13 protein-coding genes are annotated in these 12,029 nt (G+C 63.6%); 8 read left to right on the forward strand and 5 right to left on the reverse strand.

Annotation, left to right across the window (positions count from 1 at the left end):
* Window position 1: 1 nt before the first annotated feature.
* On the reverse strand, window positions 2–586 hold the full coding sequence (locus tag ACWEQQ_RS30250) for a hypothetical protein (RefSeq protein WP_452350633.1): 585 nt from the start codon (window positions 584–586) through the stop codon (window positions 2–4).
* 353 nt (window positions 587–939) lie between these two features.
* Here ACWEQQ_RS30250 and ACWEQQ_RS30255 point away from each other — a divergent pair, with 353 nt between their 5' ends.
* From ACWEQQ_RS30255 to ACWEQQ_RS30270, 4 genes are all read left to right on the forward strand, one after another.
* Window positions 940–2,259 (forward strand): lipase family protein, encoded by a 1,320-nt coding sequence (locus ACWEQQ_RS30255; RefSeq protein WP_452350634.1) that lies wholly within the window; start codon window positions 940–942, stop codon window positions 2,257–2,259.
* Between the two features lie 585 nt (window positions 2,260–2,844).
* Window positions 2,845–3,366, forward strand: a complete 522-nt coding sequence (locus tag ACWEQQ_RS30260) for a DUF6301 family protein (protein WP_452350635.1) — start codon at window positions 2,845–2,847, stop codon at window positions 3,364–3,366.
* 357 nt (window positions 3,367–3,723) lie between these two features.
* The gene (locus tag ACWEQQ_RS30265; RefSeq protein WP_452350636.1) at window positions 3,724–4,170 is read left to right on the forward strand and encodes a DUF4442 domain-containing protein; all 447 of its coding nucleotides are present in this window, start codon (window positions 3,724–3,726) and stop codon (window positions 4,168–4,170) included.
* A gap of 284 nt (window positions 4,171–4,454) precedes the next feature.
* Window positions 4,455–4,814, forward strand: a complete 360-nt coding sequence (locus ACWEQQ_RS30270) for a YciI family protein (RefSeq protein ID WP_452350637.1) — start codon at window positions 4,455–4,457, stop codon at window positions 4,812–4,814.
* A gap of 49 nt (window positions 4,815–4,863) precedes the next feature.
* Here ACWEQQ_RS30270 and ACWEQQ_RS30275 read toward each other — a convergent pair whose 3' ends face one another.
* Window positions 4,864–5,742, reverse strand: coding sequence for a sigma-70 family RNA polymerase sigma factor (locus tag ACWEQQ_RS30275; protein WP_452350638.1), 879 nt, complete (start codon window positions 5,740–5,742; stop codon window positions 4,864–4,866).
* Between the two features lie 163 nt (window positions 5,743–5,905).
* Here ACWEQQ_RS30275 and ACWEQQ_RS30280 point away from each other — a divergent pair, with 163 nt between their 5' ends.
* On the forward strand, window positions 5,906–7,057 hold the full coding sequence (locus tag ACWEQQ_RS30280; protein ID WP_452350639.1) for a serine hydrolase domain-containing protein: 1,152 nt from the start codon (window positions 5,906–5,908) through the stop codon (window positions 7,055–7,057).
* Window positions 7,058–7,329: 272 nt separating this feature from the next.
* Here the strand turns inward: ACWEQQ_RS30280 and ACWEQQ_RS30285 are convergent, their stop codons facing one another.
* The gene (locus tag ACWEQQ_RS30285) at window positions 7,330–7,575 is read right to left on the reverse strand and encodes a hypothetical protein (RefSeq protein ID WP_452350640.1); all 246 of its coding nucleotides are present in this window, start codon (window positions 7,573–7,575) and stop codon (window positions 7,330–7,332) included.
* Here ACWEQQ_RS30285 and ACWEQQ_RS30290 point away from each other — a divergent pair.
* Window positions 7,543–8,877 (forward strand): TY-Chap domain-containing protein, encoded by a 1,335-nt coding sequence (locus ACWEQQ_RS30290; protein WP_452350641.1) that lies wholly within the window; start codon window positions 7,543–7,545, stop codon window positions 8,875–8,877. The two genes, ACWEQQ_RS30285 and ACWEQQ_RS30290, sit on opposite strands and share 33 nt — an antisense overlap.
* 317 nt (window positions 8,878–9,194) lie before the next feature.
* On the opposite strand, the gene ACWEQQ_RS30295 is transcribed toward ACWEQQ_RS30290, so the two are convergent.
* A complete protein-coding gene (locus ACWEQQ_RS30295; RefSeq protein WP_452346496.1) occupies window positions 9,195–9,821 on the reverse strand; it encodes a DUF7691 family protein in 627 nt (208 codons plus the stop codon).
* A 186-nt stretch (window positions 9,822–10,007) separates the two neighbouring features.
* Between ACWEQQ_RS30295 and ACWEQQ_RS30300 the strand changes: the two genes are divergently transcribed.
* Both ACWEQQ_RS30300 and ACWEQQ_RS30305 read left to right on the forward strand, forming a co-directional pair.
* Window positions 10,008–10,835, forward strand: a complete 828-nt coding sequence (locus ACWEQQ_RS30300; protein WP_452350642.1) for a DUF4253 domain-containing protein — start codon at window positions 10,008–10,010, stop codon at window positions 10,833–10,835.
* 3 nt (window positions 10,836–10,838) lie between these two features.
* The gene (locus ACWEQQ_RS30305) at window positions 10,839–11,069 is read left to right on the forward strand and encodes a hypothetical protein (protein ID WP_452350643.1); all 231 of its coding nucleotides are present in this window, start codon (window positions 10,839–10,841) and stop codon (window positions 11,067–11,069) included.
* Window positions 11,070–11,150: 81 nt separating this feature from the next.
* Here ACWEQQ_RS30305 and ACWEQQ_RS30310 read toward each other — a convergent pair whose 3' ends face one another.
* Entirely contained in the window at window positions 11,151–11,546 is a 396-nt protein-coding gene (locus ACWEQQ_RS30310) for a hypothetical protein (RefSeq protein WP_452350644.1), read from the reverse strand.
* Window positions 11,547–12,029 lie beyond the last annotated feature (483 nt).

Below are 12,029 nucleotides of genomic sequence, written 5' to 3' on the forward strand. Positions count from 1 at the left end.
GTCAGTGGACGGTGACCCTCGTAGTGCGTGGACGTGTCGTTCGATCTGGTCGCGGATGGGGCCGGACGGGCAGGAGACGCTGGCGCTCGGATATCAAGTGGTCGTAGGAGTCTCGAACGTGACGGACGAAACGGTCGCCGGGGTGACGGACCAGCGGCGGTGCGGTGACGCCTTCGGATTCGGCCGCCAGGGCTACTTCCAGCGATGCGACGTGGGCACAGAAGTCACGGAGGGGGGTTGGGAGAGCGGGCTCCAGAAGGAGGTCGGCGTGGTCGAGGATCAGGTCGCGCATGGCGCGGTTCGCGGGCATCAGGACGTGGTCGCGCCACCGGCGCCAGTCCGGGTTGTCCCGGTCGAAGCGGCGCTGAGCGCGGGGTGGCAGCTGGGACCCCCGCAGTGACTCCCAGACGTGTTCGTTGACGTCCACCAGGGTGCGTAGCGGAGCATAGAGCTCGGCGAGTTGACTGCTGACACGCAGCAGTCTGGCTTGCCGCCGCTCTTGACTGATCAAGCCGCGCTGGGCCAATACGAAGGTCAAGCCCGCCGCGAAAATGCTCGCGCAGGCGGCGATCACCGCAGCCGGCATGTCAGCTCCCCACCACCGTGATCGACAGGACGATCCCCGCCGGGTTGGCGGTCGGGAAGAACAGGTGCCCGTCCCGGTCCGACATCTTGAAGTGGGCGACGGAGGAACCCTCCACGAGTTCGAGGGAGGCCTGGGCACGGATGTATCACGCCGCCGTGCGAATACGTCACGAACACTCTCGGCGAATCGACGGAGGATGCGGACCGGCTTCCCTTGCGGGGAGACATTTTCGGTGCGGTGACCGGCTGATCTGGCGCCGGGGAGTGGTTGCGGCTGCCAGTCATCTTTTTCGTCGGATTGCGGTATGCGTCCTCTACAGGTGTGTAGTCTCCCTGGCGGAGGGAGTTCAAATGATGAGTAAAGTCGAATCTTCTTGTGGCGCAGGGGTTTCCGGCGTCAGACGCCGGCAACTGCGCTCGGTTCTGATCGCGGCAACGGCCGCATTGTGCCTCACCGGCACCCCGGCAGCGGTTGGCAATGCGGATCCGATCCCGATTCCGCAGAACGACCCGTTCTACACCCCGCCGTCGGGCTGGGAATCGACGGCGCCGGGCACCATCCTGAATTCGCGGCCGGTCGAGGTGGCCTCGATGCGGCCGGAGGCGGAGGACGCCGATGCCTGGCAGTTGCTGTATCGAACGACAGATAACGCGGGCCGGCCCATGACGACCGTGACGACGGTGCTGCGCCCGCGCACCGGGCAGGTCAAGGGCTTGATCACCTATCAGGCTGCCGAGGATGCCTCAGCCCCGCAGTGCGCTCCCTCGTACGCGCTCCGGCAGGGAGCGGTCCCGCTGGACCACAAGTACGACGCCTCCTTGGATTTCTTGCAGATCGACCAGATGTTGTCGTCCGGTCACGCGATTTCCGTACCCGACTGGGCGGGGTCGAACGGGGCGATTATCGTCCCGAAGCAGCCGGGTTACACCGCGCTCGACGGCGTGCGCGCGGCCGAGGCATTCACGCCGCTCGGCCTGTCCGGGACCGATACTCCGGTTGCTGCGGCGGGCTATTCCGGCGGGTCGTTGGCCAGCGGTTGGATCTCGCAGCTGCAGCCGACCTACGCTCCCGAAGTACGACTGGTCGGTGTTGCCCGGGGCGGTGGGGCGGGTGGGCCGTCAGAGCCTGTCGGCCCTTATCTGCAGTCGCTCGACGGCGGTCCGTTCTCCGGTTTCCTGCTGTCGCTCCTGCCGGGCATGATGCGCGCCGATCCACGTCTAGCGGCAGCTTTCGACACGTATCTGACGCCTGCCGGGAAAGCGTTGATGGCCGCGGGTGACAACGAATGCTCGGTGCCGCTCGTGGAGAAGTATCCGTTCCTGCACATGGACGACTACCTGACGATCCCCTTCTCGCAAGTGTTCGAGCAGGTACAGGCGTTCTTCGACGAGACGGACTACGGCATCACGGCGCCGACCGTGCCGACATTCCTCTATCACGCCGTGAACGACGAGATCGTCCATATCGCATGGGTCGACCAGGCGGTGGCGAATTGGTGCGCATCGGGGGCGCCGATCACCTATACGCGGGACCAGATGAGCGAGCATCCCAGTCTCGAAGTCGTTGCGACTGCTGCGGCCCTGCGGTGGATCGATGACCGTCTGGCGGGGCAGCCCGCGCCGGACGACTGCTCGATACGCACGGTGCCGTCGATGGCGCTCGGCGGCGCGTAGCGCGCGACGCTCCTGCGCTGATTCGCCATGGTGGGAGGAATAAGTTGGGAGTTTGTTGGAAGATCCGGAAAAGCAAGAGGCCGGTCCTCGACGAGGAACCGGCCTTCACCTGTGATGATTGTGGAGCTAAGGGGAATCGAACCCCTGACCTTCTCGATGCGAACGATGATCTTGTCTGTTTTGCCCGGTTTGGGTGGTGTTGGCTGTGCTGGCACCATAGCTCTGGCCAGGCATTCGGACGTTGGTGGCATCGGGTCGGATTGGCGGTCAGCGAAGCTACTGCGGACGTCCTGCGGACGAACTCTCTCGATCCTTCATTTCAATTGCCCTGTGGTGCAACCTTCTTCGGCGCCAGAAAAACCGGACGGGCCACGGTTGCGGGGCCGGCGTCGCCCCGCGCTGGCCGGTTCGGTCAGCGCGGTATGCGGCAAAGTAGTGCGTTCGTAGCTCATAACTCGTCCGGCACCAGCCAACGCGACAACTCGTCGATCGCGACCGGACATCATCCCGCGCAACCGAATACGGCACGCGGCAAAGGAATCACGACGACGTGAGACACGGTCTGAGGAAGTTACGATCTTGACCATGCATTCAGACCTCGAAGGCATCTCCCGAATCACCCTCCTCGCAGCAGATTTCGACTGGACTTGGACCCTCCAGGATCTGGGGCCGTTCTGTTCCCGAACCGGCTGGCAAATCAACCTGGAAGACAGGTACTCGGACCTAACTACCAACTTCGCTGTCGATCGGCAGGATGCTGTAATCCATCGCAGCGAAGGTGAAATCAAGTACATTTCATGCTTCGTCACCGACGTCGCCTCCTCGGATACCGAAGAAGTCGCTGACGAAGTCGCGCAATGGTTCAACAGGATCAGCGAGGTGATAACGACGACGCTGGGAATATCTGCATCCCCGGATGTCACCGACGAAATGAAATTGCACTGGCTCACCCCGAAGGTCGTCTTCGACCTGGCGGCGTCGGGTCGTGCGGTCCATCTAAAGCTCTATGATCCGGATTATTGGCGCTTCGTCGACGAAGTCAAACAACTCGAAGCCGAGGCGTACGAGGAATATGACGAAGACGACGAGGATCAGGACGAAGACTGACCGCCCCAGGGGTCCCGGTGAACCGCGCGGGTTTGGCAGAAACGAATGCCACTGAGCCGCAGCGGCTCTCGCCGCTGGCCGCCGTGCGCTGGCCGGTTCGGTCAGCGCGGTATGCGGCAGTAGAGGATGTTCGCTGATCTCCTGCGACGTGTTCGATAAGCACGGCAGTCGCTTTCAGCGAGCCATGGTGAACTTCGCCCGCAACGTCGATCTGCACTACCCTGCTGATGGTCGTGGTGGCTTCGAATCCGCTATCCATCTGCGTAGTGCGCAGCTTCCCGACCGAAAACGCTTCGGGATGGCCAGAATTGGGGGAATGTGGTGCGGCTGCCTTCGCCACAGGTGTTCCGGTATGCGATGAGCGCATACCCGCCGTTGTTGTTCGCCGGTGTGCGGGTCGAGCACGTCGCAGACGACTGGACCTCCGTCCGGGTGGCGCTGCGAGTCCGGTTCTGGAACCGCAATCACAATGGGGCCGCGTTCGGCGGCACGCTGTTCTCGATGACCGACCCGTTCTTCGGGCTCATGGCGCAAGGACAGCTCGGTAACGGATATCGAGTCTGGAATACCACCGCCGGGATCGAGTTCTTGGCACCGGGACGCGGGATCGTCACCACCACAATGGAGCTCACCCGTGCACAAGTCGACGAGATTCGACAGGCCACCCGCGACGGCGGCAAGTCGATCACCGCGCATACCGCCACGATTCATGATTCCGACGGAAAGATCGTCGCTCGCGCAACCCAGGACCTGTATGTCCGGAAGGCTCGTACCGATTCGGGTGCGCGAGCAGCTGCTCGATGATCAGACCGCCGACCTAACCGCACGTCGCGGACCCGAGCTCTGATCCCGCATCACCTGTCAGACAAGTCCGTAGGTTCACTGCATTCGGCAGTTTCGGATGTTCCGCCGGCGTCGGATCGGCACGGCCAGTTGATCTTCCGATGCCCCGCGCTGGCCGGTTCGGTCAGCGCGGTATGCGGCAGTACAGGATGTTCGAATCGCTTGTTGGTATTTGGTCACATAGGTCCGGTGTCGGGGCTCATGGGTGTGCGCGATTGACGCGCACACGTTGTGAGGAGGACAGGATGCAGTTTGTGTTGGTGATCTACCACGGCACGTATCCGTTGCCGGGCACGCCGGGAGCGGAGCGGGTGTCACAGGAGGACAAGAAGGCGGCCTACGCCGATTTCGCCGCCCTCGACAAGTTGGAGAACTGGAGTGGTGCGCCGCCGATGGGTCTGCCGCAGGACGCGACCACGGTTACGGTGAAGGACGGTTCGGCCGTTGTCACCGAGGGCCCGTGGCTCGGTGCCAGGCACGCCGTGGGCGGCTTCGCGGTGGTCGAGGCCGAGGATCTGGACGCGGCCATCGCGCTGGCCGCGCGAGTCCAGCAGGCACGGCTGGGCGGTGCGGTCGAGGTGCGACCCTCGGTCAAGTACTACTGAAAACGACGGGCCCGGCGTGCTGTCCGCGTGCCGGGCCCGGAGCCGTCGGTCAGTTGGCTCGACCGGCGATTTCGGCTGCGACACGGTGGACGCGACTGGTGTCGCGGATGACGTCTATCCTGACGATCCTGTCGTTGGCGACGGTGAAGATCATGACCGAATACGGCTGTTGGTCGCGGGTGGTCAGGGCGCCGATCGCTCCGTTGACCAGCAGGGGGCGCAGCTTTCCGCCGCGCGGGATACGTACCTGTTCGGCCACGGCCGCTGCTCCGTTGATGACACTCGCGGGTCGGCTGGCGCCGTAATCGGTCCGGTGCACGATGTCGGGATCGAGGACCTGGAGCAGGCCGTCGAGATCGGCCTTGCGGGCGGCCGCGTAGAAGGCGTCGACCACCTTGCGCTGTCGTGCCAGGTCCGGATCGGGTCGTGGCACCTCGGCTCCGCTGATACGGCGCCTTGCTCGGCTGGCGAGTTGCCGCGTGGCGGCCGGTGTGCGGCCGACGATGTCGGCGATGTCGGCGAAGGGCAGGTCGAACATGTCGTGCAGTACGAACGCCACCCGCTCGGCCGGGGCGAGTCGTTCCAGCACCACCAGCAGCGCCAGTCCCACCGCGTCGGCGAGCATGATCTCCTGTTCAGGATCGAGATCCGCATTCGAGACGAGCAGTTCCGGCAGCTGGGTGTCGATGGGAACTTCCCGGCGATGTCGGCGAGAACGCAACTGGTGCAAGCACTCCCGCGCTACGACGGTGGTCAACCATCCGCTGAGGTTGTCGATCTCGGCCGGTCCGGTTCGGCTCAACCGCAGCCAGGCGTCCTGTACCGCATCATCGGCTTGGTCGACCGAGCCCAGCATCCTGTACGCCACGGCACGCAATCGGGGACGTTCCTTCTCGAAACGCTCTGCTAGCCACTTGTTTTCGTCCATCTGTCACACCATCCCATCGTCACGACTCGCATGTGCATGAGCCGCCCTCACTCACGGATGTGACTGCGCCAGCCAGTCCCCGGTCACATCCTCGAGACGTGGCGGCTCAAAGGGGTGTGCGGGCAACGCGCTCGATCAGATCACGAAACGGAGCACAACACCGATGACCACGATCCAGGTGCAGGGAACGGTCGCCGCAGGATTCGAGACCGTCCGTGCGGAATTCGCCACCACAGCCGTCGCGGAGGAGGCCGGTCCGGCTGGCGCCCAGCTCGCTGTCTACGTGCACGGCAGGCAGGTGGTCGACCTTTGGTTCGGGGATGAGGCGACCGGCGAAACCCTCACCGGTGTCTATTCTTCGACCAAGGGCGCTGCCGCCATTGTGGTGGCGCTGCTGGTGCAGGACGCAATGCTGGATCTGGATGAACCTGTCGCGGCCGGTTGGCCGGAGTTCTCGGCAGCCGGAAAAAGCGAGATCACCCTGCGAGACGTCTTGACCCACCGTTCCGGTGTCATCGGCGTCGATGGCGGGTTCACGGCGGATGAACTCGCCGACGATGCGGTGATCGCCGCCCGCCTAGCCACTCAACGACCGTACTGGAAGCCGGGTTCGGCCATCGGCTATGGCGCATTCACCGAATTCGCGATCCTCGGCGAAGTAGTGCGTAGGAGCACCGGGCGTTCACTACAAGACATCTTCGGCCAGAGAGTCCGAATCCCGTACGCGCTCGACCTCTACCTCGGGTTACCCGAATCCGAGGAGCACCGCTATCGCGAGATCGAGCCGGGACTACTCAGCCCCGACGAACTCGCCACCTATTGGTCGGGTGGTCCTGGGCCCCACAGCATCACCGGGATCGGCTACGGCCTCAACTCGAACCCACCGCTGGACCAGGTGGCCTTCGCCAACACCCGGCGCGTCCGCGCGCTCGGCCCAGCCTCGTGCGGCGGAGTCGGCAACGCCCGAGGGCTTGCCGGGCTCTACACCGCCGCGGTACACGGCCTCAACGGACGACCACCGCTGCTGAAGCCCGACACCCTCGGCGAGTTCACTATGCTCCACGCCGCTGGAACCGACCTCGTCTCCGGATCGGACAAGCACTACATGCTGGGGTTCCAAGCGAAGGGCTGGCAGTACCCGTTCCTCAGCGCCCGTACGTTCGGCCACGACGGTTCCGCGGGCTCGGAAGCCTTCGCCGACCCGCACAGCGGCATCACCTTCGGCTACATTCGCCGCCGGTTCTCCTCCACCTGGTCCTACCCCGAACACCATCGCCTCGCCGCCGCCGTCCACCACGCCGCTTCGGCAACGTAGATCAAACTCCCGTACCTCTGGTCGTAAGGCCTACTACCGCACCACATTCGGCATAGTGCGGTCATCGACCATCAGACCGAGGCGATCAGCAGGCCGCGGACCCACACAACCGGCGGTGTATCTCGGCTACCGGGCCTGGGGCTCGCGGCCTGAGCCCGCAGGCAGTTGCCGACGTACCGCCGGCCTCGGATCGGCACGGCCGGTTGATCTTCGGCCGTCGCGCGCTGGCCGGTTCGGTCAGCGCGGTATGCGGCAGAAGCGGATACAGCTCTTCACGGCTGATCCCGCCGCGCCTGGGTTCTGAGCACGTCGATTTCGCATCCTGGCGAGGTGGGATCGAAGCCATGATCGATCAGCCAGCGCACGCCGCGCAGACTTCGTAACGACCACCAAGCCCGGATCACTTCGAGGTCCACACCTGTGCCGTAGCCCGACACCACATCTCTCAGGCGCTCCGGGTGCCCGAGTGTCAATGTGGCGAGGTCGTGCGCCTGATCACCGTCGATCTTCAGAAACACCTCACCGACCCGCACGGTCGCGCGTTCGTGATGGGTGACGACGATTTCGACATCTTCCACGCCGGTCAGTATCTAGGGGACGTTCGCCGCCGGGGTTACCGCGGGCCGCAGGCAATAGCGGATGCTCTGCACCGCAGCATGTTCCGGCAGCCGGCGCCTCGCGCTGGCCGGTTCGGTCAGCGCGGTATGCGGCATTATCGTGCGTTTGGCTCAGATCGAACCAGCTCGGCCGCAGTTGAGCGCCTTCCCGCGGCCGAGTGGGTGACGACCTTGGTAGATGTCGGTGGCGGCGGATATGTTCGGCAGCGAGAAAGAGCGTCGGGAGGGACGATCATGACCGCTGAGGGCTGGGACGAGCTAAGCGCCGCGATACCGGAGCTGGTGTACATCGAACTCGACGATGACGCGAACTTGATCCAGAAATGGGCGTTCGTTCGGTTGCGTGACAGCGGTACCGGTACCGACATCATGATCTACGAGAACGGTGGTGCGGTGGAGGCCGCGGTCACGGTCCCCTCGGACCCGGTTGCCGCAGAGCAGTTGCTGAGCGTGCTGCAGACCCACCCGATCTGGTTTCGTGCCTATTACAACGAGCAGCGGTTCGAAACCCGCTGGAGTCCAACCCATTCCGAACCGATCGAACTCCGTGAGGTATCGGCTGCGGTTGTCGCGGTCATGCGCGACGGGCTCGGAATGGAGTTGCGGCGCACCCGCTACACCGCCGGTGACGAATCCGGATTCGACACCGGACCGTGGGCGCTGCGTCACGTGTTGACCGCCGAACAGCCCACCAAACGCGGTGCGCCCGAACGCTGCACCGACTGGGCCGATTTCGCCGAGCGACTGGAATGGGTGCTACGAACGCTACCCAGCTACGACATCGTGACCCTGACAGCCCCTGCGGTGGAGAACCTCAGCGTGATCCAATTTCTGCAGGAGGCGCGAGAGCTGGAAACGGTGATCATCATGGCCGACACCGTCATCGGGCCTGATCTCGACAGCCTTGACCTGCAACTACGCGCAACTGGTTGGCAGGAACTCGACGGCAAGGGAACCGGCTTCACCGAATGGTGGTACGGGCCGTTCGGCTCCAGCGCTGGCTCTTTCGATCGTCGGCTCGATAAAATCCCACAGCTCACGGTGGATACCTTCCGCACTGTGTTCGGCGTGAACAGCCCGCAAGACCTCTCGATCGCGGGACCAGCGAGTGTCGTCGTCGATGGCCGCCAGGCCTACATCAGCAGAGAACTCGGTATACCGTGCCACCCCGACAGGCGAACCGACACCGCCGCCACACCGTAGTCCACAGCATCTGGTGAGATGTCGGATACTTGGCGCCCGTTAGCTTTCCGAGTTCTCGTGCCCCGTTGACGGCCGACACGGATCACGGATAGACGAGTAAGTTGCCGAGTCATTCACCCTCAGTGATCCGGACAGGCTCTTCCCCCCAAATATCCGACATTCGGCAGTAGCGGACGTTCTGCGCCGCAGCGGGTTCCGACCGCCGGCGCCTCGCGCTGGCCGGTTCGGTCAGCGCGGTATGCGGCATGAGCGGGCATTCGGCCGACCTCGGGTCGTCACAGCCAGTTGACCTTCTGCCGCACCGCGCTGACTGGGACTCACCACCAGAGGCGAGTCCAGAATCTCGACAACGCCCACCGAAACTCTGAACCTTCCCACAGCATTCGGATTCTGGACCGCTTGACAGGATCAGGCTCAGCAGGATGCCCCAGGCCCCACAGCAACTCGCCGGACGCACCCCAGAAGCCGATCAAATCCTTGTTCGCTTCCTTGGAAGCCTGCAACCACATCAATCGATGCTCGGTATATCCGTCATCGTCTTCGTCGTCTTCGTTCGCAGCTTCCAGCTCCGCCAGCCGCTCGGCGGAGTCCTCTTTGCCCCAGACTCCCCAACCTGCTGCTTCCGGTTCGGGCCATGGCCCGGAATCACACTCCTCGTGAGCCAGTTCGATAATGTCTTCGGGTGCATAACTGAACCGGAAACCAACATCATCCAGGTATGACCCCAGCTCTTCGCATATCAATTCCAACGCTTCGACGTAGAGCCCGGAGTTTTCGTGCAGAAAGGGGCCACCCTCGAAGATCTCCCGGACGAGGGCGGGTCCCAGACCGGCGGGGTCGGGGAACTTCGCCAGGACTCGGTTCAAGAGCCGTTCATCCCGGGAGCCGATCACGGCGGCAAGTTCGTCCAGGTCGGCCAAGTACACATGCAAGATATGCGACACGCGGTCAGCCTAGGCACTAGGCACCAACGGGCTACCGCCGCACTGAATTCGGCATGAGGGTGCGTTCGGTGATCCAGTCGGTGGATCCGAGATGACCTTGATCCGTGGATCTTTCGGGACGGTGTTCCTGGCTGGGTCGATCCGTGTGATCAGCGGCGGATGGCTGTGGTGTGCTTGGATCGAGCCATGTTCAATGCGCTTGGGGCAGCGGAATTTCGGCCGGACTCGGTTGCGGCTGCGTCCGTTGATGTGGTGGCCGGAGACGAAGATCCGACGGCATTGTTCGCCACGCTCGGGGTCGAATTGCTGCCGCTGACACGAGCGTCCAGGACGGTCGATGGTGGCGCGGTGTGGATGTGCGAGGTCGAGCCCGGGTATCAGGCCACCGATTTGTGGCAGCGGGCGCGTGGGGTATACGAGCGCACAGGACTATGGCCTGTGCTTCTGGGACTCATCGAGGAGAGTCTGAATACGCCAGGCGCCCAACAGGTCGTCGCGGGAGCTGTGCAGGATGGACGAGCATGGCTCGAACGCGCCCAGGTCGAGGGGCCGCGCGACGACGAGGGGCCGCGAGACGCCGAGGACCCGATACTTCAGAGTGCTTACGTGCTCACCGAGGAAGATCGCGACTACGACGGATTCGACTGGGCTGATGCGTGGATCGCCGTTGACGAATTCGAGGAGGCCGATCGATTGGTGCTCGTGCCCGCGCCGAATCCGTGGCTGGTGCCGCAGCTGTTGAATTGGAGCGGCGCACGCGATTTCGATCTCGACGGTGCGGACCACGCAACATTGTTGCGCAGGTGGGCTGGGCATTGGGGCGCGGAGTTGCTCGCGTTGAGCGAGTACGAGTTGGTGTTGCGGGTAGCCGACCCGCCGCAAGACGACAACGACGCGCTCACTGTTGCGCTGGAATCGTTTCTGTACGCCCCCAACCTCATCTACAAGGGGTGGGAAAGCCTCGATGAACTCAAAAAGCGTATGCCCGCACCGCTGTGGAGATTCCTGTGGTAGTCGATGCCACCCTGGCCAGAGGAGCTGGAGCTCCCCGCGCGCAAGCTGAGACTCGACACCCTGCTCGCGCTGCTCGTCCGACTTCCGCACATCGGCATGAGCGGATGTCTCTGGGCCGCTGTCGATCTCGCCGCCGGCGGTACCGCGCTGGCCGGTTCGGTCAGCGCGGTATGCGGCATGTGCGGATGTGGCCGCATTTGCTTCGTCGATCTTGCGCTCTGCTCGCCGACGTAGCGGGAACCCGTCGGGTTCGGTCCCCCGCAGGACGGTGGGACCGAATCAAACTGGGGGCATAGTGATTCGCGCGCGAATCGCCTAGTATCCCAATAGGCCGCCGGCGCAGTAGCCGCCACCCATAGCGGGGTGCATGCGGCCGCCAGTCAATTCGCACAGCGTCACCGCCACCGATCCGATGTACCCCGGCTCCATCGTGGCCTGTTGGAAACTCCCGGTGTCCACGATCGGAGCGACTTCCGGCAACGGACCCGCCGCGGCCGTACCCAGGGCGGAAAGTCCGATTCCGGCCGAAATCATCGCTACTGCAGCTATTTTCATCGGCGTTCGGGTCATTTTGGCAACCTTTGCTCGTGACAACTTGCCAGACGGACGATACGCCTTCACGGCCATGATGAAACGAGCATGCTTCAAATTTTGAGGGCACAAGTTCTCGGAAGCCGCAGCGCGTATGTGCCCCGCGGAGTGCTCGCTCATCGGCATTACAGGATGCGACGGACCCGACCGTGCCGGCCGTGAGTGCCCTGATTGATGACTACGCATCAATCCCGCTGACCGGCATAAGCGGCCCTGACTTGAGGCGTACGGATCAACGGAGATTGATGCGTACGCCTCAACTCTCAGCTGGGGATTCCTCGGTCGTGCTCTACGTCGACCATCTCCCCGCGTAAGAGGTGATCCCTTCGTTGTGGTCCTTCCGTGTACGAACCCTGCACGTGCCGCCGCATGCGCGGCCAACCCTCCCGGTTGTGGTTCTCTCCCAACGCAACTCACATGCCAACGCTACATCCGCACGCGACGCGCCCCCTTGTGGTCCTCTCCTTTGTGGTCCTTCCTTCACCACCTGACCTCCCAAAACCCTTGTCCTCCAACACACCCCCGTACCTATCTTTTGACTCTGGTCTGGTCTGGCCGAGACTATGTCCTCCGAAGGCGGATATAGTCTCGGCCACACCAGAC

The organism is Nocardia sp. NPDC004123, from assembly GCF_053603795.1.